The 21,977-nt window shown below is 70.7% G+C and carries 21 protein-coding genes; 13 read left to right on the top strand and 8 right to left on the bottom strand.

Annotation, left to right across the window (positions count from 1 at the left end; all coding sequences use genetic code 11):
* Nucleotides 1–136 precede the first annotated feature (136 nt).
* From sigE to IG98_RS0112890, 5 genes are all read left to right on the top strand, one after another.
* Complete coding sequence (gene sigE / locus IG98_RS0112910; protein WP_030910609.1) at nt 137–769, top strand: RNA polymerase sigma factor SigE; 633 nt, start codon at nt 137–139, stop codon at nt 767–769.
* Between the two features lie 52 nt (nt 770–821).
* A complete protein-coding gene (locus tag IG98_RS0112905; RefSeq protein ID WP_030910605.1) occupies nt 822–1,352 on the top strand; it encodes an anti-sigma factor family protein in 531 nt (176 codons plus the stop codon).
* A 35-nt stretch (nt 1,353–1,387) separates the two neighbouring features.
* Nucleotides 1,388–2,389 carry a sigma-E factor regulatory protein RseB domain-containing protein gene (locus IG98_RS0112900; protein WP_245651548.1) on the top strand — a complete coding sequence of 334 codons (1,002 nt, stop codon included), beginning with the start codon at nt 1,388–1,390 and terminating at the stop codon, nt 2,387–2,389.
* A gap of 95 nt (nt 2,390–2,484) precedes the next feature.
* Entirely contained in the window at nt 2,485–4,089 is a 1,605-nt protein-coding gene (locus IG98_RS0112895) for a S1C family serine protease (RefSeq protein ID WP_051752032.1), read from the top strand.
* A gap of 105 nt (nt 4,090–4,194) precedes the next feature.
* Nucleotides 4,195–4,551: a sec-independent translocase gene (locus IG98_RS0112890; protein WP_030910600.1), complete on the top strand. Its 357-nt coding sequence runs from the start codon at nt 4,195–4,197 to the stop codon at nt 4,549–4,551.
* A 74-nt stretch (nt 4,552–4,625) separates the two neighbouring features.
* Here the strand turns inward: IG98_RS0112890 and IG98_RS0112885 are convergent, their stop codons facing one another.
* Nucleotides 4,626–5,768, bottom strand: coding sequence for an Mrp/NBP35 family ATP-binding protein (locus IG98_RS0112885; RefSeq protein ID WP_030910598.1), 1,143 nt, complete (start codon nt 5,766–5,768; stop codon nt 4,626–4,628).
* Nucleotides 5,769–6,038: 270 nt separating this feature from the next.
* Between IG98_RS0112885 and IG98_RS0112880 the strand changes: the two genes are divergently transcribed.
* Together IG98_RS0112880 and IG98_RS0112875 are read left to right on the top strand one after the other, a co-directional pair.
* The gene (locus IG98_RS0112880) at nt 6,039–6,518 is read left to right on the top strand and encodes a MarR family winged helix-turn-helix transcriptional regulator (protein ID WP_245651530.1); all 480 of its coding nucleotides are present in this window, start codon (nt 6,039–6,041) and stop codon (nt 6,516–6,518) included.
* A gap of 216 nt (nt 6,519–6,734) precedes the next feature.
* Entirely contained in the window at nt 6,735–8,654 is a 1,920-nt protein-coding gene (locus tag IG98_RS0112875) for a Xaa-Pro dipeptidyl-peptidase (RefSeq protein WP_030910596.1), read from the top strand.
* A gap of 55 nt (nt 8,655–8,709) precedes the next feature.
* Here IG98_RS0112875 and IG98_RS0112870 read toward each other — a convergent pair whose 3' ends face one another.
* Entirely contained in the window at nt 8,710–9,189 is a 480-nt protein-coding gene (locus IG98_RS0112870; RefSeq protein WP_030910595.1) for a DUF1003 domain-containing protein, read from the bottom strand.
* The gene (locus IG98_RS0112865) at nt 9,182–10,411 is read right to left on the bottom strand and encodes a magnesium transporter MgtE N-terminal domain-containing protein (RefSeq protein ID WP_245651529.1); all 1,230 of its coding nucleotides are present in this window, start codon (nt 10,409–10,411) and stop codon (nt 9,182–9,184) included. Before IG98_RS0112865 ends, IG98_RS0112870 begins: the two co-directional genes overlap by 8 nt.
* Before the next feature lie 139 nt (nt 10,412–10,550).
* On the opposite strand from IG98_RS0112865, the gene IG98_RS0112860 reads away from it, so the two are divergent.
* The gene (locus IG98_RS0112860) at nt 10,551–11,495 is read left to right on the top strand and encodes an EamA family transporter (RefSeq protein ID WP_030910593.1); all 945 of its coding nucleotides are present in this window, start codon (nt 10,551–10,553) and stop codon (nt 11,493–11,495) included.
* On the opposite strand, the gene IG98_RS0112855 is transcribed toward IG98_RS0112860, so the two are convergent.
* Both IG98_RS0112855 and IG98_RS0112850 read right to left on the bottom strand, forming a co-directional pair.
* Nucleotides 11,470–11,835 (bottom strand): hypothetical protein, encoded by a 366-nt coding sequence (locus IG98_RS0112855; protein WP_030910592.1) that lies wholly within the window; start codon nt 11,833–11,835, stop codon nt 11,470–11,472. The two genes, IG98_RS0112860 and IG98_RS0112855, sit on opposite strands and share 26 nt — an antisense overlap.
* A gap of 60 nt (nt 11,836–11,895) precedes the next feature.
* On the bottom strand, nt 11,896–12,471 hold the full coding sequence (locus IG98_RS0112850; RefSeq protein ID WP_030910590.1) for a biotin transporter BioY: 576 nt from the start codon (nt 12,469–12,471) through the stop codon (nt 11,896–11,898).
* A gap of 159 nt (nt 12,472–12,630) precedes the next feature.
* Here IG98_RS0112850 and IG98_RS0112845 point away from each other — a divergent pair, with 159 nt between their 5' ends.
* Together IG98_RS0112845 and IG98_RS0112840 are read left to right on the top strand one after the other, a co-directional pair.
* Nucleotides 12,631–13,572 carry an HpcH/HpaI aldolase/citrate lyase family protein gene (locus tag IG98_RS0112845; protein WP_030910588.1) on the top strand — a complete coding sequence of 314 codons (942 nt, stop codon included), beginning with the start codon at nt 12,631–12,633 and terminating at the stop codon, nt 13,570–13,572.
* A gap of 397 nt (nt 13,573–13,969) precedes the next feature.
* Nucleotides 13,970–17,164 carry a beta propeller repeat protein gene (locus IG98_RS0112840; protein ID WP_157594303.1) on the top strand — a complete coding sequence of 1,065 codons (3,195 nt, stop codon included), beginning with the start codon at nt 13,970–13,972 and terminating at the stop codon, nt 17,162–17,164.
* Between the two features lie 17 nt (nt 17,165–17,181).
* Here the strand turns inward: IG98_RS0112840 and IG98_RS0112835 are convergent, their stop codons facing one another.
* Entirely contained in the window at nt 17,182–17,580 is a 399-nt protein-coding gene (locus IG98_RS0112835) for an NUDIX hydrolase (RefSeq protein ID WP_030910581.1), read from the bottom strand.
* A gap of 17 nt (nt 17,581–17,597) precedes the next feature.
* Between IG98_RS0112835 and IG98_RS0112830 the strand changes: the two genes are divergently transcribed.
* The 3 genes from IG98_RS0112830 to IG98_RS0112820 all read left to right on the top strand — a co-directional run bounded on the left by IG98_RS0112830 (nt 17,598) and on the right by IG98_RS0112820 (nt 20,001).
* Nucleotides 17,598–18,296 (top strand): DUF6758 family protein, encoded by a 699-nt coding sequence (locus IG98_RS0112830; protein WP_342666811.1) that lies wholly within the window; start codon nt 17,598–17,600, stop codon nt 18,294–18,296.
* A gap of 76 nt (nt 18,297–18,372) precedes the next feature.
* Nucleotides 18,373–19,086, top strand: a complete 714-nt coding sequence (locus tag IG98_RS0112825) for an MBL fold metallo-hydrolase (RefSeq protein ID WP_030910575.1) — start codon at nt 18,373–18,375, stop codon at nt 19,084–19,086.
* A gap of 30 nt (nt 19,087–19,116) precedes the next feature.
* Complete coding sequence (locus tag IG98_RS0112820) at nt 19,117–20,001, top strand: RecB family exonuclease (protein ID WP_245651528.1); 885 nt, start codon at nt 19,117–19,119, stop codon at nt 19,999–20,001.
* A 29-nt stretch (nt 20,002–20,030) separates the two neighbouring features.
* Here IG98_RS0112820 and IG98_RS0112815 read toward each other — a convergent pair whose 3' ends face one another.
* Nucleotides 20,031–20,948 carry an oxygenase MpaB family protein gene (locus IG98_RS0112815; RefSeq protein ID WP_030910568.1) on the bottom strand — a complete coding sequence of 306 codons (918 nt, stop codon included), beginning with the start codon at nt 20,946–20,948 and terminating at the stop codon, nt 20,031–20,033.
* Between the two features lie 68 nt (nt 20,949–21,016).
* Complete coding sequence (locus IG98_RS0112810; protein ID WP_030910565.1) at nt 21,017–21,889, bottom strand: alpha/beta fold hydrolase; 873 nt, start codon at nt 21,887–21,889, stop codon at nt 21,017–21,019.
* Nucleotides 21,890–21,977: the final 88 nt, after the last annotated feature.

Genomic DNA, 21,977 nt, shown 5'->3' with positions numbered 1-21,977 from the left:
ATAGGCGCTGGGTCGCAGCCTAAGGGAGGCAGGCCCGATCGGGAACTCATGTCGTCCCCGGTGCGTTGCACGGTTTAAGCGGCCTTTGCCGGTCCTGAAGGTAGTCAGTGCGCACGAAGGGACGAAACCAGGCACTATGGCGATAGCGGTGGTCCCGGAGAGAGGAGTGCTGGTGGACGAGCCTGACCACCAGGCAGAAGCTCCAGTGTCTGATTGGACGCCTCCTACCTGGGAGGAGGTGGTCCGGGCGCACTCGGCGCGAGTGTACCGGCTGGCCTATCGGCTGACCGGCAACGTGCACGATGCGGAAGATCTCACACAGGAGGTCTTCGTCCGGGTCTTCAGGTCGTTGTCGAACTACACGCCAGGCACCTTCGAGGGCTGGCTCCACCGCATCACCACCAACCTGTTTCTCGACATGGCGCGGCGCAAGCAGCGCATCAGGTTCGAGGGGCTCGCCGACGACGCCGCCGAGCGGCTGCGCGGGCGCGAGCCTTCTCCCGCACAGGTGTACGACGACACCCATCTGGAGCCCGACATCCAGGCGGCACTCGACGCGCTCGCGCCCGAGTTCCGCGCGGCCGTCGTTCTGTGTGACATCGAGGGGCTGTCCTACGAGGAGATCGCGGCGACGCTGGGTGTGAAGCTCGGCACGGTTCGGAGCCGGATCCACCGCGGGCGGGCGCAGTTGCGCGAGGCGCTTGAGCATCGCGCGCCGAGGAACGATCTACTCCCCCCGAGCGTTACCCACGGGGAGGAATTCGCATGAGAAATCACAGTCATGACGAATGTCACGACGAGCCACTTGGCAAGGAGTGCGCATGAGTCATCTAGGAGAGCGTGTTTCCGCGCTGGTAGACGGTGAACTGAACCACCACGAGCGCGACCGGGCCCTGTCGCATCTGGCCTTCTGTGCCGACTGCCGGGCCGAGGTCGACGCCGTGCGAGCGCTGAAGAGCCGGTTGCGGTCCCTCGACGGGCCCGCGATGCCGACCGACCTGACGATGTCCCTGCTGCGGATGGCGGAGCCCGGCGGCCCGTTGCCCCCGCGTGAGCGCCCCTTTCCGGCCTCGCGCACCTTTGGCGGAGCACCCATTCCGAGCATGTACAGCGTCGCTCCCCCCGACAACCGTCCCAGGAGCCGGGTCCAAGGACCGCGCCGCCCCCGGAGAGCGGGTTACGTCGCGGTGGGTGTCGCCTCGGCGGCCGTGGCGATCGGCACACTGTTCGTGGTAGGCGGGGCCGACTCCAACCCGCGTGTCGTACCGCCGGTCGACATGTTCGCCAACCAGCACAGGAACACGGCACCCTACGGCGGATCGGCGACGCCCACCTTCTCACCCACTCCGTGATCCGGCTGCCCGCCACGATCATCCTGGTGGCTGTCATGTTGCTGGGGCTGGTGACGGGCGGTACGGCACACGCGGTCAGGACCTCGCACGCCATACCGCCGGACGAGGCGGAGAACGAGGACACCGGTCTGCACCTGCTCCGTGAGGCGGCGGTCGCGGGCCGGGCCCGTGAATACTCAGGCACCCAGTACGTCATGGTCTGGGGTGCCTCCGGCTCCACCTCCGCGGTGCTGGAGGTGCACAACGTCCCCGGAAAGGGGATGACGGTGCGTACCGAGCCCTCGGGCTCCGTACAGAGCGCCGATCCAGGCACCCCCGCCGGGGGCATGTCCAGCCCGTCGGAAACGATGCTTGAGGTGCTGGCCCGGAACTACCGGGTCGTGGCCGCTGGGGAGGGGCACGCCTGCGGGCGCCCCGCCCGCCTCGTGAACGTGCTGCGCGGGGACGGCACGGTCGCCGCCCGCTACTGGATCGACAAGGCCGCCGGGCCGGTGCTGCGCCGCGAACTCATGGACGCGAGGGGTCGGGTCGTCAACGTCGGAGCCTTCGTCGATCTGGCCCTCGACCCGGTGATCAAGGGGGTGGTGCCCACGGTGCCGCCGTCGGCCACCGGGGGCCTCGACCTTGTGGAGATGCCCCGCCTGCTGGCCGCGGGCTGGCGCATCCCCCGCGCCCTGCCGGGCCGCCTGGAGTTGTTCGCCGCGCGAAGCGCCCCCGCTGGATACTTATATTTGGGGTATTCAGATGGGTTGTCGGTTGTGTCGGTTTTTGTGCAACCCGGAGTGCTTGACGAGGATCATCTCCAGGGTTGGCATGCGGAATGGCGCAGCGGGCATACGATCTGGATTCGAGGCCCGGTTGGGCAGGAGATGATCTGGGCGAGTGGGGGGCATGTCTATACAGTCTTCGCGGACGCGCCGGCCGACATGGTCGACACGGCTGTCGCGGCCCTACCGCACGAGCATGTTCCGGATCTCTGGACGAGGCTCGGCCGAGGTGCGAGTCGCCTGCTCTCGTGGGTCAATCCCTTCGGATGACGTGTGTTTTACACATCTCGTATGCCGTTCGGGGGAAGATGGCCGGGTTGACCCGGTGAGTGGGCATCTGCGAGGCAAGGAGTAGTGAGTATTCGATGACCGACGAGGCCCGTACCGGCCACGGGGCGCACGATGCTGCGGGGCGTACGCCGTCGGACTTCACCGACGGTGGTCACGGCGCTCCGGAGTCCGGCCAGGCGGACTCCTCCGGCCCCGAGTTCTCGCGTCCCGAGTTCCTGCCCGCCGGAGAGGGTGCGCCACCCCAGGCCGAGCAGCGGAACGACGACGGCTGGAGCCAGTTGGGCGCCCCGCCAGGCCGTGCCCGGTGGGGGCAACCCGAGCTGCTCCGTCACGACGACGGGGAGGCGCCGACGGGCGAGGGCGCCCAGGGACAGGGCTACGCGGAGAGCTGGGGCGACCCCTCCGGCCGGCCCAGGTACGACACGGCGGTCTTCGCCGCCCACCAGGCTCCGCCCCCGCCACCCACTCAGGCGTTCGGCATGGGTCCGGGCTGGGCGCCGCCTCCCGGCAGCCCCGGGCTGCCGCGGAGCTTCGGCGGCCCGGCGCCCGCGGCGGTCCGCGGGCCGCGCACGGCCACGCTGGTCGTCCTCGCCGTGGTGATCGCGTTGCTCGCCTCGCTGCTCGGCAGCGTCGGCACCTATCTCCTCACCAAGCCGACCGGCTCGGGACGTGACCCCTCCTACAGCCTGGGGAACGCGCCGACCGGTTCCAACGCCCGGCCCCCGGATTCGGTGGCGGGCGTGGCCTCGAAGGTGCTGCCCAGCGTGGTCTCGCTGGCGGTCGAGGGCGGGACGAGTTCCAACACCGGTTCCGGCTTCCTGATCAAGGGTGGTTACGTGGTGACCAACAACCACGTGGTCGCCAGCGCCGATCCGAGCGGTCAGATCCAGATCCAGTTCAACAACCGCAAGTCCACCTCCGCCGTCGTCGTCGGCCGCGACCCCGAGTCCGACCTGGCCGTGGTCAAGCCCGCGGAGACCTTCGGCGCTCCGGAGATCACCCTTGGCAACTCCGACAACGTGGTCGTGGGCGACCCGGTCATCGCCATCGGCTCCCCGCTGGGCCTGACCGGCACCGTCACCTCCGGCATCGTCAGCTCGCTGAACCGTCCCGTTCAGGCGGGTGAGGAGAACGCCTCCGAGACCACCTGGCTCAGCGCGGTCCAGACCGACGCGGCCATCAACCCGGGCAACTCCGGGGGACCGCTGGTCAACGGCAACGGCGAGGTGATCGGCGTCAACTCGGCGATCGCCACTCTCGGCAGGTCGGTCGGCGGCCAGAGCGGCAGCATCGGCCTCGGTTTCGCCATCCCGGTGAACCACGCCCGCCGCGTCGCCCAGGAGCTGATCACCACCGGCAAGGCCAAGAAGTCGCGGATCGGTGTCGCCATCGACCCGACCTACCAGGGCGTCGGGGTGCGTATCGCGACCGAGGCCAAGCAGGGTAGCCAGCCGGTCGAGCCGAACGGCCCCGCCGCCCAGGCGGGCCTCAAGCCGGGTGACGTCATCCTGGAGGTCGACGGCATCGTGCTGCAGGACGGCAACGAGCTGATCGCGCTGGTCCGCAACAGGGCTCCCGGTGAGAAACTCTCGGTCAAGTACCAGCGCGGCGGTCAGGAGAACACCGCGACCGTGACCGTCGGCACCGCGCCGGACCAGCCCTCACCCGAGCCGTCCTGAGCCGCCTGGCAGGGGCGCATGCTCAGGCTCGGCGGTATTAGTCTGGAACCTCTCCGGTGTGTAGCCGGAGAGGTGCCCATGGCATCCTCTCGGTAGGAGATCACCGTGTTCGGACTCGGCTGGCCTGAGATCGTGGCGCTGGTGGTCATCGCCCTCCTCGTGTTCGGCCCGGAGAAACTGCCCCAGGCCGCTGCCCAGGCGGGCAAGACGCTGCGCAACCTGCGCAGGATGGCCAACAACGCGAGAGACGACCTGCGGACCGGGCTGGGGCCGGAGTTCGCCGACTTCGACCCGTCCGACCTGAACCCGAAGAACTTCGTCCGTAAGCACCTCACCGCCGATCTTGAGGACGACTGGAACTCCACCTCGGCCACCGCCACCGCCGAACCCGCCCACTCCTATCCGGCGGGCGGCGAGCTGGGCTACGGCGAGATCCCTCCGTACGACTCCGAGGCGACCTGAGTTCCTCCCGGACGGCCGACGGCGGCGCCCCCACAGGTGGGGGCGCCGCCGTCGTCGTGTCGGAGCGGGTGCCGTCAGCCGCGCCGGGTGGGCGAGATGCCGAGCTGGAGACCCTTGAGGCTGGTCGACTTCTTGCTGAGGGAACCGGCGATGCGGATCAGCTCGGCCGCGGCCGGGGCGTCCGGGTCGGTCAGCACGAGCGGCTTGCCCTCGTCGCTGCCCTCGCGTAGGCGCATGTCGATCGGCACCTGGCCGAGGAGCGGCACGCGGGCGCCGAGGGTGCGGGTGAGCGCGTCGGCCACGGTCTGGCCACCGCCCTCGCCGAAGACCGAGACCCGCTCGTCGCAGTGCGGGCAGGGCAGCCAGGACATGTTCTCGATGACGCCGGCGATCTGCTGGTGGGTCTGGACGGCGATCGATCCCGCCCGCTCGGCGACCTCGGCGGCGGCCTGCTGCGGGGTGGTCACCACCAGGAGCTCCGCGGAGGGCATCCGCTGCGCCACGGAGATCGCGATGTCACCGGTGCCCGGGGGCAGGTCCATCAGCAGCACGTCCAGGTCGCCCCAGTAGACGTCGGCGAGGAACTGGTGCAGGGCCCGGTCGAGCATGGGACCGCGCCACACGACGGGGGTGTTGCCCTCAGGCTTGAACATGCCGACCGAGATGACCTTGATGTCATGCGCCACCGGCGGCATGATCATGTCCTCGACCTTGGTGGGGCGCTCGGAGGTGCCCAGCATGCGAGGGATGCTGTGGCCGTAGATGTCGGCGTCGACGACGCCGACCTTGAGACCGCTCGCGGCCATCGCGGCGGCCAGGTTGACGGTGACCGACGACTTGCCGACACCGCCCTTGCCGGAGGCGACGGCGAAGACACGGGTCAGCGAGCCGGGCTGGGCGAAGGGGATCTCCTTCTCGGGGCCCCTGTTGCCGCGCAGCTTGGTCTGCAGCGTCTTGCGCTGCTCGGGGCTCATGACGTCCATCTCGACGGAGACGCCGGTGACTCCGTCGACCTTGGAGACCGCGGCGGTGACGTCTCGGGTGATGGTGTCCTTCATGGGACAGCCGGACACCGTGAGGAAGATCGCGACACGTACCGCCCCATCGGGGGAGATGTCGACGCTCTTGACCATTTCCAGCTCGGTGATCGGCCGACGGATCTCAGGGTCGTTGACGGTCGCGAGAGCGGCCATCACCAGTTCCGTGGTAGGTGCCATCGAAGTGTCGGCAGCGCGGCGTCGCCCAGGGGCGACGGAGGATGCCGTCCCTCCTTGTCTGTTATCGATGAGGCGTCTCAAGGGCAGGAGTTGCCCGTCGCGGCGCTCGTATGGCTTGGCGAGAGGCCCGATCCCGTCAGGGAACGGTCGGCGTCGTGAGTCCAATGGTATGAACCCCGGGACGTCGACAGGAATTCCGGCTCCGGCTCTGGTCGCCGGATTCGGACAATTCGCTGTGTAGATGCGCGTGCAACGTTCTAAGGTTACTGGGTGACCCTCACGGCGGGCGAGTCCATGGAGAGCTTCAGCTCGGAGGAGCTGACGCTCTGGCGCATGCTTCAGCGAGCACAGGTCCGCATCGCCCAAGTGCTGGAAGCCGACCTGCTGGTCGAGCACGATCTGCCCCTGGCCTCCTACGAGGTCCTCCTGCAGCTCTTCGAGGCGCCCGAGCGGCGGCTGAGGATGAACGACCTGGCAGACCGGGTGCTGCTCTCGCGCAGCGGCCTGACCCGGCTCATCGACCGCCTCCAGCGGGACGGCCTGGTCGAGCGCGAGGCGTGCACCAGTGACGCGCGCGGCCTGTTCGCGGTGCTCACCGACGCGGGCGCCGCGCGGCTGGCCGAGGCCGGCCCCACCTATCTGCGCGGCGTCCGCGCCCAGTTCCTGGACATGCTCGACGCCGACGAGCTGCGCCAGTGCGCGGTCATGCTGAACAAGCTCCTGCCCGCCTCCGGCACCGAACCCTGCTGAGGCCCCGCGGCGGGTAGCCGTCGCACCCGGCCGCACCCCCTGCTCCCGCCTGCCCGCGCCTGCGCCGGGCCGTCCTGACCGGTGGCCGGACGGGGCTGGAGAGCGCTATGTCACATACCAGCCCCAGGGTGATGTCGAACACATAAAGGATCTTGCGGACTATACGGACAAAGATTCATATTGCGGATGTTTCCCTAGTTGTTCTGGAGGCTCCGCTTGCCGAAGTTACGGGCAGCCCTTGTCGTCCTCGCGGTTCTCGCGACGGGCGTCACCCCAGCCCACGCGGCCACCCAGCCATCCCTCACCGTCGAGCAGGGACGGACCCAACCGGTCTTCTCCTACGCCGACGCCGTCCGCGAGCACGTCTACGTCGAGTCGAGTGTCGACAGCGACTCCGACGGGAGGCCGGATCGGGTCCGTGTCGACATCATCAGGCCGAAGGAGTCGGGCCCCGGGCTCAAGGTGCCGGTGATCATCGATGAGAGTCCGTACTACGACAACTCCGGCCGGGGTAACGAGGCCGAGCGAAAGGTCTATGACGCCGCCGGGAACGTAGTGAGATTCCCGCTCTTCTACGACAACTACTTCGTACCGCGCGGTTACGCCGTCCTCAACGTCGACATGATCGGCACCACCAGGTCCGACGGCTGTCCCGACGTCGGCGGGAAGGCCGACGTGCTGGGCGGCAAGGCCGTGATCGACTGGCTGAACGGCCGCGCCACCGCCTACCACCCCGACGGCACGCCCGCGGTCGCGGACTGGACCACCGGCAAGGCCGCGATGATCGGCAAGTCGTACGACGGCACGCTGGCCAACGCCGTGGCGGCGACCGGCGTGCGGGGGCTGGAGACCATCGTGCCGATCTCGGCGATCAGCTCCTGGTACAAATACCAGCGCTCCAACGGGGTGATCTACAACTACGACTACATGTCGTGGCTGGGGAACTACGTCGACACCGACCCCGAGGCCAAGTGCGCCGCGGTGTGGGCGCGGCTGGACGCCGAGGACGGCGACGACACCGGCGACTACAACGGCTTCTGGGCCGAGCGCGACTACATCGCGGGCTCGATGGCCGACGTCTCCAAGGTGCACGCCAGCGTCTTCGCCGTGCACACGGTCAACGACCTCAACGTCAGGCCCGACAACTTCTCCAAGTGGTGGCAGGCGCTGGCCGGCCGGAACGTGCCGCGCAAGATCTGGGTCGGGCAGTACCAGCACGTCGACCCCTTCGACTTCGAGGGCCGTCGTGACCTCTGGGTCGACACGCTGCACCGCTGGTTCGACTACTGGCTGCTCGGCGTGCAGAACGGCGTCATGCGGGAGCCTCGCGCCGACGTGCAGACCAGCCTCGACCGTTGGATCACCCAGCGTGACTGGCCCGCTCCGCTCTCCCTGAAGGTTCCCTTCCGCCCCGCGGCCGACGGTTCGTTCGGTCTGGCACCGGCCAGGAAGGGGCAGACCGCTACGTTCACCGACATCCGCCAGTCCGAGGACGCGATGGTGGCCGACGTCGGCACCGTCAAGCCGGGGCGGGTGGCCTTCACCACCGGCGAGTTGCCGCTGGATCTGCGGCTGTCCGGCACGCCCGTGGTGGACCTGCGTGTCGCGCTCGACAGGCCCACCTCGAACCTGACCGCGCTCCTCGTCGACTTCGGTGAGGACACCCGGATCGACTGGCGGCGGGGCCAGGGCATCACCACGGTCGCCGAGGAGAGTTGCCACGGCGAGAGTACGGACTCCGATGACGCCTGTTACCGGCAGGTCGTCACCAACCGGGCCACCCGGCCACTGGAGATCGTCGCCCGTGGCTGGATCGACGTGCAGAACCGCGACTCGCTCAGCGAGCCCTCGCCACTGCCCCCGGGCACGTACGGCAAGGTCAGCTGGGAGACGCTGCCGCAGGAGTACGTCTTCAAGAAGGGGCACAGGCTGGCCCTCGTGATCGCCGGCACCGACTCGACCTACAGCGCCGAGCGGGCCACCGGCGCGAACGTCACCGTCGACCTGGCGGGGAGCAAGGTCGTGATCCCGCTGGCGATCAGCACCCTCGGTGGCGCCGACGTGCCGAAGGACACGTCCAGGTGGCAGGGGCCGGCGCGACTGGACCTGCCGGTGCCGGAGAACCAGTTCTTCTAGACCGCGGAGGTTCGCGCGGGTCGCGCGCCGGGACACCCGGCGCGCGACCCGCCTTTCACGCCTCCGTGGGCGTTCGCGGCTCCTGGAGATCCTCCTGGAGGCGCTGCAGTTCGGAGCGGATGTAGTCGCGGGTGGCCACCTCGCCGACCGCCATGCGCAGGGCGGCGATCTCCCGGGTGAGGTACTCCAGATCGGCCTGGTTCCGTTCCGCGGCCCTGCGGTCGTGCTCGTTCTGGACCCGGTCACGGTCGGCCTGCCGGTTCTGGGCGAGCAGGATCAGCGGCGCCGCGTACGAGGCCTGCAGGGACAGGATCAGTGTCAGGAAGATGAACGGGTAGGGGTCGAACCGCAGGGACGGGGGGCCGAAGGCGTTCCACAGGCCCCAGACGGTGACGAAGACCGTCATGTAGACCAGGAACCTCGCGGTGCCGAGGAAGCGGGCGATCTGCTCGGAGAGCCGCCCGAACGCCTCGGGGTCGTAGTGCGGACGGAGCCGCAGGCCGGGCTGTCTTGGCTGGTCGAGGCGGTCAGCCATGCCGGTCCTCCTGCTCGCGCCAGTCCTCGGGCAGCAGGTGGTCGAGCACGTCGTCCACCGTGACGGCCCCGACCAGGCGCCCGGCCTCGTTCACCACGGGAACCGCCACCAGGTTGTAGTTGGCCAGGTAGAAGGTCACCTGGTTCAGGGTGAACTCCGGCCTGATCGGGTCGAGGGAGGTGTCCAGGATGCTGCCGAGCAGTGTCGACGGCGGCTCGCGCAGCAGCCGCTGGAAGTGGGCCAGGCCGAGGAAGCGGCCGGTGGGCGTCTCGATGGGTGGCCTGGCCACGTAGACCTGCGCGGCCACCGCGGGAGTGAGCTCACGCTGGCGGATGTTGGCCAGCGCCTCGGCGACCGTCGCGTTCGGCGGCAGGACCACCGGCTCGCTCGTCATCATCCCGCCCGCGGTGTTCTCCGGGTAGATCAGCAACCGTCTGATCGGCGCGGCCTCCTCGGGCTCCATCAGCGCCATCAGCGCCTCGGCCTGCTCGGCGGGGAGGTCCTGCAACAGGTCGGCCGCGTCGTCGGGATCCATCTCCTCCAGGACGTCCGCGGCCCGCTCGGGGGAGAGCCTGCTCATGATGCTGATCTGGTCCCGTTCGGGGAGCTCCTCCAGCACGTCGGCGAGCCGTACGTCGTCAAGGGCCGCCGCCACCTCGACCCGCCGCTTGTCCGGCAACTCGTGCAGTGCCCCCGCCAGGTCGGCGGCGCGCATCGACTCGAAGGCGACCAGCAGGTTGGCGGCGCCCTGGTCCTTCTGGACGGCGCCGAAGCCGTGGACCTCGGCCCAGTCGACGATTCTGGTCGCGCCGCGCCGCCGCAGTCCCATGCCGGATGTGCTCGGTACCACCGCCACCTTGGTGACCAGCCACTCGGCACGCCTGGTCTGCTCCATGGCCAGGTCCAGGACCGTCATCCGCTCGCCGTCGACCTCCACACCGAGGTCGAGCAGCTCGGCGACGGCCAGGGTCTCGGTCGCCCGCTGCTCGAACCTGCGCATGTTGAGCCGGCCGCTGAAGACCACGGAACCCGCCTGGGCGGACCGGATCCGGGTGATCGGCAGGAAGACCCGGCGCCGGGGCTGCACCTCGACGACCAGCCCGTGCACGTGCGGCGGCGTGCTGCCGGCGATGGCCACCACCACATCACGGACCCGGCCGATCTGGTCCCCGGCAGGGTCGAAGACCGGGGTACCGGCGAGACGCGCGATGAAGATCCTCACATTTGAAGCGTAGGCCGCGTCTCGGGCCTACCGGCCGCTGCCACGCTCCCCGGCTCACATGCCGGACTCGATTTGCTGGCCAGTATCCCAACATGACAGCATCAAACGTGCATAACGGTAATTACGGGAATGGTGTTTCATGAGACGTGCAGGACTGCTGATCGCACTCGCGTCGTCCCTCTGTTTCGCCTTCTCGGGCCCCATGGCCAAATACGTGGGCGCGGCCGGGCTGGCCCCGCTGGAGGCGGTCTGGGTGCGCATGGCGGGCGCCGGGCTGCTGCTCGTCGGCGTCCTCGCGGTGGCCCGGCCCTCGGCCCTGCGCATCCCGCGCTCGCGGCTGCCGTTCTTCGCGGTGTACGCGGTGATCGCGGTCGCCGGCGTGCAGGCGCTCTTCTTCGCGGCGATCACCCGGCTGCCGGTCGGCGTCACCCTGCTGATCGAGTACACCTCGCCGGTGCTGGTGGTGCTCTGGGTACGGTTCGTCCGGCGGGTACGGCTGCCGCGGGCGGCCTTCGCCGGGGCCGCCGTCGCCGTGCTCGGCCTCGGCATCGTGGTGGAGGTCTGGTCGGGTCTCGCCCTCGACCCGGTGGGACTGCTCCTCGCCTTCGCCGCGGCGGCGTGCTGCACCGGATACTTCCTGCTCAACGACAGCTTCGGCGACGAGATCGATCCGCTCGGGCTGGTCGCCTGGGGGCTGCTCGGCGCCGCGGTGGCGCTCGTCCCGATCTCCCAGCCCTGGAACATCCCCTGGGAGGCGCTCGGCGGGACGGCCACACCCGTGGGCGGCTATTCGCTGCCGGTGGCCGCGGCGCTGGTCTGCCTGATCGTGATCGCCACGGTCATCGCCTACATCCTCGGCGTGCTGGCGGTACGCCGCCTGTCGGCCGCCATCGGCTCCACCGTCGCCTCGCTTGAGGTCATCGCCGGGGCGGTGGTCGCCTGGATTCTGCTGGGCGAGGCGCTCGGACCCTTCCAGATCGCGGGTGGCGTGATCGTCCTGATCGGCGCCTACCTGGCCCAGCGGGCCACTGTCGTGCCGCCCGTGCCGGTGCCGGAGGTCAGGAAGCCGGCTCCCGTGGGATGAGCCGGATCACCTGGGAACCGGCGGCCCAGCGCGCCACCAGCCCCGCGCCGTCGGGGGCGTTGAGCCGCTCCTTGGCGAGCGCGGCCACCGCGTCGGCGGCCTCCGTCTGGTCCATCACCTCCACGTTGGCGTCGAAGGCCACCAGGCGCCCGCCGTTGTCCTTGCTGCGCAGCGTCACCCGGACCTCACCGGCCTCGGCCAGCCCCGGCAGCGGCTGCTCGCCCCCGCCGGTGACCAAGTAGATCGCGCCGTCGTACCAGGTGTGCCAGGCCAGCCGGGGCCGGTCCAGCGACAACCACAGGACGCTCGACTTCTTGGCGCCCTCCTCGATCACACCCATAAGACGAATGTACGGCCTGTTCCTCCCAATGGGGCGGTATAGGCCGTACGCGCCGTACGGTCAGCGCCGGGAGAGCTTCCAGGCGGCCGGGAGCAGCCCGGCCGCGACGGCGATCTTGAGGGCGTCGCCGAGCAGGAAGGGCAGCACGCCCACCGCGATGCCGGCGGCCAGGTCCAGCCGGGCGACGGCGATGAGGACCGGCAGGCCGAAGGCGTAGATGACCAGGTTGCCGAGGATCATCGTGCCGACGGTGCGCGGGACGGTGCGGTCGCCGCCGCGCTCGGCGAGCTTGCCGACCACGGCCGCGGCGGCGATGAAGCCGACGACGTACCCGAAGGAAGCGCCGCCGAAGCCGGAGGTGCCGCCGGCGAACCACGGCATGCCCGCGAGACCGGCCAGCATGTAGAGCGCCATGCTCAGCGCCGCGCGGTTCATGCCGAGGGCCGCGCCGACCAGCACGACCGCGAAGGTCTGGCCGGTGACCGGGACGGGCGAGCCGGGCAGCGGGAAGCTGAGCTGCGCGGCCAGGCCCGTCAGGGCGGCGCCGCCGACCACGAGCGCGACGTCGCGGGTACGGGAGCCCGGGATGAGGTCGGACAGTACGGCGGGCCTGGTCACAGCGGAGGCGTTTGCCATGGTGCGTGTCTCCTTTGCAGGTTCTTGACGCACATTCTTCTGAGGTCTCCGGCAAAAGCCCCACGAGATCGCCGCCAAGAACGGTGGAAGGTCTTTGTGCGGATGCCATAGCGCCGCCCGGCCGCCGGTCTGCTTTCCCGCGGGCGCTAGCGTGTGCCCATGCGTTCTCGGCGTTCATGTCTCGCGGTGCCCGGCAGCAACCCCCGATTCCTGGAGAAGGCCCAGGGACTACCGGCCGACGAGGTCTTCCTCGATCTGGAGGACTCCGTCGCGCCCCTCGCCAAGGAGGGGGCGCGCAAGAACATCGTGGCGGCGTTGCGCGAGGGCGACTGGTCGGGCAGGACGAGAGTCGTCAGGGTCAACGACCTCGGCACCCAGTGGACCTACCGCGACGTCATCGAGGTCGTGGAGGGCGCGGGGGAGTTCGTCGACTGCCTGATGCTGCCCAAGGTGGAGGACGCGGCCCAGGTGATGTGGCTCGACACGCTGCTCACCCAGATCGAGAAGGCGAACGGCCTCACCGTCGGCAGGATCGGCATCGAGGCTCAGATCGAGAGCGCCAAGGGCCTGGTGAACGTGGACGCCATCGGCGGTGCGTCCCGGCGCCTGGAGACGCTCGTCTTCGGCCCGGCCGACTTCATGGCCTCGATCAACATGCGGACCCTGGTGGTCGGTGAGCAGCCGCCCGGCTACACCGAGGGCGACGCCTACCACTACATCCTGATGCGCATCCTGATGGCCGCCCGGACGCACGGCCTGCAGGCCATCGACGGCCCCTACCTGGCGATCAAGGATCTGGACGGCTTCCGCCGGGTGGCGGGCCGGGCCGCGGCGCTGGGGCTCGACGGGAAGTGGGTGCTCCACCCGACCCAGATCGAGGCCGCGAACGAGGTGTTCTCGCCGTCGCAGGAGGACTACGACCACGCGGAGTTGATCCTCGACGCGTACGAGTACTACACGACGGTCGAGAGGCGCGGCGCGGTCATGCTCGGCGACGAGATGATCGACGAGGCGTCCAGAAAGATGGCGCTGGTGGTGGTGGCGAAGGGTAGGGCCGCCGCTCTCGCGCGAACCACGGCCTTCACCCCGCCCACGGCCTGACATCGGAGGTCACCTGCCGACATGTGACATGTGGCCGGTGACATGTGGTGGGCCGCGGTGGCGGACGGGGGTGAGCCGGGGGTTCCACGGGTCTCAACGGGCTGATGTGTTTCAGAATTTTTATGGACAAATCATGATAATTCGGGCGCATGGTCGATAAATCTGACTAGAGAGGTCTCGTCATCGCGGCCGAGACGTGTTGCTCTTGACTGTGTACGGCCGAGGTCCGGTCGGTCGGCCGCGGGAGGTGATCGTTTCCGGAGAACGGGGTAGGAGTAGGGTCGCGTGCGATTTGCCGCATCCATAGGGGTTGCGGCCTACCGTTACGGAGACGACTGGAACGGTCCGGGGCGGTGACTCCGGGCTGAAACGGGCTTCCTGCGAGGAGGTGCTGAGCGTGGCCTCGGGCCCCCACGACCCGCGCTCGCAAGAGTGGCCGGCGGATGACGACGGCGTTCACGACGATGCCATGCGTGCGGGCAGGCCCCAGGAGCCACACGCGTCCCCACCGACGATCCAGCACTCTCCGCCAGGCCCCCCCGGCGACGACGCGCGCGGGCTCTCCATGGCCTCACCGTGGATGCTCCCGCCGTTCGCGGCGCCGACCCCGGACGACGGTGAGCCGCCCCGGGCCCGCCCGGAAGGACTCGGCGGCGAGCGGCGCCGTCCGTACGCCCAGCCCTACGCCCCCACCCCTCAGCCCGCCGGGCAGTCGTCCCCGCCGGAACCTGCCACCGACCAGCCCGCCACCGATCACCTCGCCGAGGAGCCCATGGAGGAACGGGGTACGGGTCAGGGCCGCCACGCCACACCGGAGCGAGGGCGCCCACACCTGGTGGACCGCCCCGACCTCCTGGTCGCCTCGGGGCCGACGCCCGAGCGCAGGGGCAGAAGAAGGGCGGACCGGCCCGATCTCCTGGTCGCCTCGGGGCCGGCCCGCGAGCGGGGCAGGGATGGGCGGACAGCGCCTCCGCAGCCCCCGCCGTCCGCGCCCGAAGACCGGATCAGGATGGGATCGAGCATTCCGGCGACGCCGGAACCGGCACCCACTCCGGAACCCGGGCCGACCTCCGAACCGGAGCCGGGGCCCGAGTCTGAGGGACCCGGCACGCCCGTCGAGGACGATTTCGAGCCCGTACGCCGGGTGGGGCGCCCGCCCGGCGGCAGGCCCGCCAGGCCCGACCTGCTCGTCGCGGAGGGCCCGCCCGGCAGGCGGGGCCCCAACGGCGGGCGGCATCACCGCTCGGCCGCCGCGCCCTCCGCGGTACGCCGGTCCAGCCCGACCAGGCGCAGGCGTGGCAGGGGCCTGGTGATCCCGTTCCTGATGGTCATGGTCCTCACCGTCGCGGTCGGCGGTGGCCTGGCCCTGTGGGGCTGGGTGAGCAGCCCGTTCGCCACCGGTCTCCGGCTGGTCGGCGACGAGGTGGGGTCGGGTGACGAGAACTTCGTGCCGCGGGCCGGTGTCGGCGGCAACGGCTCCAACCAGGTCCTCAACGCGGTGGCCTCGGTGGGCTCCGTCATGGTCGCGGTCGGCAGCGACACCACCAGCCCGGTACCCAGGCCGCTGTTCCTGGTCTCTCCCGACGACGGCACGACCTGGCAGCTGGGCAGGATGGTCGGCCCGGTGGGGTACGAGACGGGGCCGACCACGGTGGGCCGGGTGACGGGCGGTGCCGGCCGCTGGCTGGCGGCGGGCAACGACCCCCTCGGCTCGGGGCACGGCCTGTGGACCAGCTCCGACGGCTACAGCTGGACCGCCGTCGACCCCGCCGAGCTGGACGCCTTCGTGCGCGGAGACAAGATCATGGATCTGGCCAGGACCGACTCGGGCTTCGTCGCGGTCGGCGCGGCCGTGCTGGACGACGGCACCACCGGGGCCGTCGCCTGGGTCTCTCCCGACGGGCGCGCCTGGAAACGGGTGGCGACCAGGGAGATCGGCATGCCGGACAAGGTGCGGGGCATCAAGGCGGTCGTCGCCAGGGGGAACGCCGTGGTCGCGCTGGCGGACCCGGCCCAGGGGCAGTCCACCTCGGTCATCCTGCGCTCGGCCGACGGAGGCGGGAGCTGGCAGCGGACCGGCACCGCGCTCAACGACGTCATCCCCGAGCCGGGCGCGCTGGCCGTGGCAGGCGGGGGGTTCGTCCTCGTACCCACCCAGCAGCGCAGCGACAAGGGCGAGGTCCGCGTCTACTGCTCGCCCGAGGGCGCCGACTGGAAGGCCTGCGGGGCCATCACCGGCCTGGGGCCCGACGGTTCCGGCGTCAGGCGGCTGGCCTCCTCCTCGGCGGGGGTGGCCGCGGTCGTCGAGTCCGGCTTCGAGCGCTACACGGTCCACACCAGCTCCGACGGCCGGGACTGGAGCAAGACCACGGACCTCGGCGAGGTACCGGGCTCGCTGCGGGCGCTCGCCCTGTCCGACACCGGCGCGCTCGTCGTCGGCGGCGACGAGCGCGCCGCCGATGTGGACAACAGGGTGGTTCTCATCACCGCGCCCAAGGGCGGAGAACCGAGGCCGGTCTCCCTGGGCGGGATCGAGGGCCTGGCCCGAGCCGCCCGTGAGACGGCCAGGGTGGCCGCGGGCGACGGCAGATTCGTCGCGGTGGGTGCCGTCTCAGGCGACGCCGGGATCTGGAGCAGCCCCGGCGGCCAGAGCTGGAAGGCGGGCGGCCCGGCGCAGCTCCTCGGCGGCCCGAGGCGGCAGGCGCTCGCCGACGTCGCGCACGGCAGACGGGGCTGGCTGGCCGCGGGCAGCACGATGACCGACGCCTCCTCCACCGAACCGCTGCTGCTCACCTCCTCCGACGGCGAGAACTGGCGCAGGGTCGCGGTGCTGGGTCCCCTCGCCCCGGCGGGCGACCACGACTTCCTCGCCCCGCACGCGGTGGCGGCGGGCCCTTCCGGTTACGTCATGGCGGGTGAGGACCGCGGCCCCGCCGCCACCGTGCCCGTCCTGTGGTTCTCCGCCGACCTCAAGCGCTACTCCAGGGCGGCCAAGCTTCCCGCGGGCGGTACGGGCGTGCGGCTGTACGACGTCTCGACGACCTCGTCCGGATACGTGGCGGTCGGCGGCGCCGGTACGGCCGAGCGCGAGACCGGCGTGGTCTGGGTTTCGGCCGACGGGGTCAACTGGAGCGCGCGCAAGCCGGTCCTGCCTCCGGGGGCGACGTCGGCGGGGCTGCGGCACGTGGTGCTGTACGGCGGGGACATCGTCGCGGCCGGCACGGCCAGGACGGAGGACGGCCGACGGGCCTTCGGCGCGGTTTCCGCGGACAACGGGACGACCTGGGAGTTCTCCTGGCTCCCCGGGGACACCGCGTCCGCCGTGCAGGATCTCGCCGCGACGCCGGAGGGCGTGGTGGCCGTGGGCTGGCACGGGGTCCCAGGCGAGGGCGACAGTGCGGCCTGGACCTCGGAGAACGGGCTGAACTGGCAGCTCCACACCCCCAGCCAGGGCAGGCTGGACGGCGACGGAGCCCAGTGGCTCGGCGCGGTGGCGGTCCTGGGCGGCCAGGTCGTGGCTCTGGGCCGCTCCACCACCTACAGCGCTGACCACCTCACCCTGTGGCGCTCCACGCTCACCTCGACACGGTGAGGTGGACCTCGCGCCGCTCACTGCCGCGCGATGACCGACCACTCGGCCAGCGCGTCCAGCAGGCCGGGGGTGAGCGGGAGCCGCTGTAGCTCCGCGTGGGTGACCCAGCGGACGTCCGCGGCGTCGTCCCCGGCGGAGAGCGTGCCGCCGGAGACCTCGGCCAGGTAGTCGCGGATCTCGTAGACGGCACCGCCGGGGCCGGGGCGGTCGACGGTTCCCGCCAGGCGCCCGGGGACGACGGTCAGGCCGGTCTCCTCCAGAACCTCTCTGATGACCGCCTCCGGGTCGGACTCGCCCGGCTCGACCCGGCCGCCGGGGACGGACCACAGCCCCATCCCGGGTGGCCGGCCGCGGCGGACCAGAAGCATCCGCCCCGAGCCGTCGTGGATGATCGCCCCCACACAATTTACACGCACGTGAACAATATTACGGTGTGATAACGACCGGGCCTCTTGACGGATGGGCCGTCGAAGAAGCAGCGTGGGTAGGCGTGAAAGCCGCCCCTACATGCCCACGCTGTTTCGGCCCGCTACGTCCGCCGAGTGCTTGGTCAAGCTCCTGGAGATGCGGTCCCCACGGTGATGTGCTGCCGTTCCAGCCACCCATACCTCCCTCCACCGCCGCGGTGGAGGCCGTCACCCGCATCTCCCGCGTCCCGGTCTGGGTCCCGTGGCCGCTGCCCACGGGATGGCTGGTCACCGGGTTCGCCTACGTGGGCGACGAGCGCAGCGGCGTACGGGCCACGGTGGTCGCGGTCTCAGGACCTTCGCTGACCTATGGGCCCGCCGATCTGCTGCTCATCGCCGAGGAGCCCGGGGTCGGGCTCGGCGCGGCGTTCGCCGGGCTGGAGAGCACCGATCCGGGCACCGGCTTCGACCAGGGTCCGCCGCACGCCAAGATCGATGTCAAGGGCCATCCGGCCGCCCTGTGGTGCGTCACCGCCGCCTGTGACCGGGCGGTCTACGTGGGTGAGGCGCTGGGGAACTGGCTCTGGGCGGTCGTGTGGCCCGCCGAGGCCGGTTACCTGATGACCCTGGCCGAGTTGTCCCTGCGCGATCTGCGCGACCACGACCAGACCCTCGACCTGCCCTTCGGGGCGTTCTCCCCGCGACTGGAGGCCCCGGCCCCCTGACCGCCCGCTCGGTATTCGAACCCTTGACCGTTCCGTCCGGACCGGAGGGTGGACGAAGGCAGTAAAGTTCGGAAGCGTGACAGCGCGTATCGAGCGAGTGGTGACCGAGGGCGTCGTCGATGTCGACGGCGTCGAGCACAAGGTCGAGAACAACACGTGGATCCTGGGTGACGACGAGGATGTCATCGTCATCGACCCCGCGCGTGACGCGGAGGCGATCCTGGAGAAGGTCGGCAAGCGAGAGGTGCTGGCGATCATCTGCACCCACGGCCTGCCCGACCACGTGGGCGCGGCCATCGAGGTCGCGGCCAGAGACGAGGCGGTGATCGCCCTCCACCCCAAGGACAGGCCGCTGTGGCGACTGACCTGGCCGGACACCTGGCCGGACATCGACATGGAGGACGAGGGCCTGTTCGAGGTCGGCGGTGTCCAGTTGGAGGTCATGTCCACCCCGGGCGTCTCCCACGGTGGCGTCTCGCTTTACTGCGAGGCCCTGGAGGCGGTCTTCACCGGCAAGACCCTCCAGGCCGACGGCCCCGGCAGGGTCGGCGGTGAGTATCCCGCTCTGGCCGACCAGCTGACCGCCATCGGAGGACGGCTGTTCACCCTGCCCCACGCCACCCGGGTGCTGCCCGCGCACGGCGAGGAGACCACGATCGGTGACCTGGAGCCTCAGTTCGACGCCTGGCTCTCCGGCTCGCTGACCCGAGGGGCGCAGGAGCAGGAGGAAGGGCCGCTGACCGACGGCACGCGCGCGGCGGGGATCCGGCTGAACCTCCGGGACGAATAGCCCTCCATGGACCAGCTTCCCCTGGATGGCATGCCGCGGCGGCTGTACGCCTGCACGCCGTCGCGGCTGAACAGCTGGCTGGACTGCCCCCGGCGCTACCGGTTCACCTACCTGGATCGGCCCGCGCCGCAGAAGGGGCCGCCGTGGGCGCACAACAGCGTGGGCGTCAGCGTGCACAACGCCCTGGCCGCCTGGTGGCGCGAGCCGTACGAACGGCGTACGCCCGAGGTCGCCGCCGCCCTGCTCACCAGGGGATGGATCGGCGAGGGGTTCCGCGACGCGGAGCAGTCGGCCGCCTGGCGTGACCGGGCCAGGGAGATGGTCCGGGAATACGTGGCGGGTCTCGACCCCGCCGCGGAGCCGGTCGGCGTCGAGCGCACCGTCGCCACGCGCACCTCCGTCGTCGCCCTCTCCGGCCGGGTGGACCGGCTCGACCGGCGCGGTGAGGAACTGGTCGTGGTCGACTACAAGACCGGCCGGCGCCCGCTGACCACCGACGACGCCCGTTCCTCACTCGCGCTGGCGGTCTACGCCATCGCCTCCTCGGCGATGATGCACCGCCCATGCCACCGGGTCGAGCTCCATCATCTGCCGACCGCCTCCGTCGTGGAGTGGGAGCACACCGACGAGTCGCTGGCCCGGCACCTCGGCCGAGCCGAGGAGATCGCCGTCGAGGCCTCCGAGGCCGACGAGCGTTACCGGGCATGGTCGGCCGCCCGCCCCGGCAAAACCGGCTCGGCCGCGTCACGGACCAGGGGCATCGGCCGGACCCCGCCCCCGGTGCCGCCCGAGGTCGACGCCTCCTTCCCGCCCCGTACGGGCCCGCTGTGCTCGTGGTGCGACTTTCGCCGCCACTGCCCCGAGGGCCAGGCCGCGGGCGGCGACCGCGAACCGTGGGACGCCCTCGCGGACTGACCGTTCGGCGCGTCGTGTCAGACGTCGCGTCAGGCGGTGCGGGGCAGCCGGTCCGGCCAGCGACGCGGGTCGGTCAGCCCCTTGAGCCCCTTGCTCAGGTCGTAACCCGCGGCCCCGAGCCGCTCGCGGGAGGCCCTGAGCATCTCGCGGGTGCCGGGGGTGAACGCCCGGTCGTGGACGTTTTCGGGAAGCGAGTTCATGGTCAGCCGGAACGCCCTCAGCGCCGCGGCCACCGTGCTGGGCGGCACCTCGGGCAGCACGCCGTACATCCGTCTGGCCCAGTCGGGCAGCGAGTAGTGGCAGAGCGCGCCGAAGGGGAAGTAGGCGGGTTTGCCGGGGGTGAGGGCACGCAGCTCGGCGGGCAGTCGCGGCCAGAGCAGGAAGCGCACGGTGGAGGCGGCCTCGGGGGTGACCCTCAGCGCCGGGCGGACCGAGGCGAGGTAGTCGTCCAGCTCCGCCAGGGAGCCGGGCACGTCCTCGGCGTGCAGGCCGACGTAGGTGGCGCTGCGGCGCTGTTCGGCCAGGTAGCGGTCGGCCTGGCGGTCGCTGAGCCCCAGGCCCGCCCGGCGTGCCACGGCCAGGTAGGAGGAGACCTCCGCGCAGTGCACCCAGAGCAGCAGCTCCGGGTCGTCCACCCGGTGGGTACGGCCGGTGTCGGGGTCGTTGATGCGGAGCCGCCGGTGGATTCCCCGGACATGGCGGCCGATCTCGTCGGCCTCCGCGGGGCTGCCGAAGGTGACCCTGCCCACGAAGTCCGCCGTGCGGCGGAGCCTCCCGAACGGATCCTGCTGGAAGTTGGAGTTCTGCCAGACGCCACGCATCGCGAGGGGATGCAGGGCCTGGAGCATGAGGCCGCGGACCCCGCCGACCCACATGGAGCGGTCGATGTGCACCAGCCAGGTCGCGGTGTGCGGAGGCTGGACGACGATGTCTTCGATGCTCGCCATAGTAAGTAAATCATTACATGACATTCGACGGCCCGTCCAACAGGGCCCCGTCAGCGGGAAATCCCAGGTCAGCTTCTCGGCCGCCTCTCCGCGGCGTTCCAGAAACGGATGAGCGCGGCGGCCGTGGTCTCCGGGGCCTCCACCGCGGGGGAGTGGGCCGCGCCAGGGACCACCACGCAGTCGGCGTCCAGCCGGCGGGCCATCTCGGACTGCATATGCGGCGGCCAGCCGTCGTCGTGCTCGCCGTACAGGACCAGGGTGGCGACATCGACCTGGGTGAGCTCGTCGCACCGGTCAGGCGCGGAGAGCACCTCCTCGGTCATCGTGTACATGCCGGTGGGCGAGTTGGCGAACAGTCGCTTGCGCAGGAAGGCGATGATCTCGTCGGAGACCCCGGCGGACAGGGCCTCGGGCTCCATCCGGTTGTGCCACAGGTGCTCCAGACCGAGGTCGGGCAGTTCCGAGATCATGATGCGGCCCGCGCGCTCGCGGGGCCCGACGATCGCGGCGGGTCCGGAGCTCATGAGCGTGTAGGACCCGAACCGGGTACGGCCGTCGATGACCGCCTCCCGGGTGACCAGGCCGCCGAAGGAGTGGCCGACCAGGTGGATCGGGCCTCCGTGGCCGATCACCTGGGCCAGGACGTCGATGTCGTTGCCGAGCGCGGCGCAACTGTAGGCGCTCCTGTCGTCAGGGCCGTTCGACTCGAACTGGCCTCGCATGTCGATCGCGATGACCTGGCGGCCGGACTGGGCGAGCGTCTGCAGCACCGCGATGAAGTCTTCCTTGCTCCCCGTCAGGCCGGGGACCAGCAGGGCCGGCCAGCGCTCGGGAATGCCGCTGACGGGCAGGGCCTCCAGGGCGGCGAAGGCGCCCACCGTCGTCTCGATCTGGCGAGAGCGGACGCCAGGAGGCATGGTCAGAAAACGCGGCGTACTCACGTGGCCCCACGATACCTCTCTTGATGACATCGCTCCGTGCGTCCGGGAGCGCGAAAAGGGGCGCCACCCGGTACGGTCGCGCCCCTTT

This window comes from Streptosporangium amethystogenes, assembly GCF_000721075.1.
Lineage (GTDB): Bacteria > Actinomycetota > Actinomycetes > Streptosporangiales > Streptosporangiaceae > Streptosporangium > Streptosporangium amethystogenes.
The sequence above is the reverse complement of the archived record's forward strand: the minus strand, read 5'-3'. Positions and strand labels throughout refer to the sequence as shown.

What these genes read in the sequence shown, in the direction of transcription:
- IG98_RS0112905 (WP_030910605.1), top strand. Translation starts at nt 822, where the DNA reads ATGAGTCATCTAGGAGAGCGTGTTTCCGCGCTGGTAGACGGTGAACTG.
- IG98_RS0112860 (WP_030910593.1), top strand. Translation starts at nt 10,551, where the DNA reads ATGAGACGTGCAGGACTGCTGATCGCACTCGCGTCGTCCCTCTGTTTC.
- IG98_RS0112815 (WP_030910568.1), bottom strand. Translation starts at nt 20,948, where the DNA reads ATGGCGAGCATCGAAGACATCGTCGTCCAGCCTCCGCACACCGCGACC.
- sigE (WP_030910609.1), top strand. Translation starts at nt 137, where the DNA reads ATGGCGATAGCGGTGGTCCCGGAGAGAGGAGTGCTGGTGGACGAGCCT.
- IG98_RS0112900 (WP_245651548.1), top strand. Translation starts at nt 1,388, where the DNA reads ATGTTGCTGGGGCTGGTGACGGGCGGTACGGCACACGCGGTCAGGACC.
- IG98_RS0112850 (WP_030910590.1), bottom strand. Translation starts at nt 12,471, where the DNA reads ATGGCAAACGCCTCCGCTGTGACCAGGCCCGCCGTACTGTCCGACCTC.
- IG98_RS0112855 (WP_030910592.1), bottom strand. Translation starts at nt 11,835, where the DNA reads ATGGGTGTGATCGAGGAGGGCGCCAAGAAGTCGAGCGTCCTGTGGTTG.
- IG98_RS0112820 (WP_245651528.1), top strand. Translation starts at nt 19,117, where the DNA reads ATGCCGCGGCGGCTGTACGCCTGCACGCCGTCGCGGCTGAACAGCTGG.
- IG98_RS0112895 (WP_051752032.1), top strand. Translation starts at nt 2,485, where the DNA reads ATGACCGACGAGGCCCGTACCGGCCACGGGGCGCACGATGCTGCGGGG.
- IG98_RS0112870 (WP_030910595.1), bottom strand. Translation starts at nt 9,189, where the DNA reads ATGGCTGACCGCCTCGACCAGCCAAGACAGCCCGGCCTGCGGCTCCGT.
- IG98_RS0112885 (WP_030910598.1), bottom strand. Translation starts at nt 5,768, where the DNA reads ATGGCACCTACCACGGAACTGGTGATGGCCGCTCTCGCGACCGTCAAC.
- IG98_RS0112845 (WP_030910588.1), top strand. Translation starts at nt 12,631, where the DNA reads ATGCGTTCTCGGCGTTCATGTCTCGCGGTGCCCGGCAGCAACCCCCGA.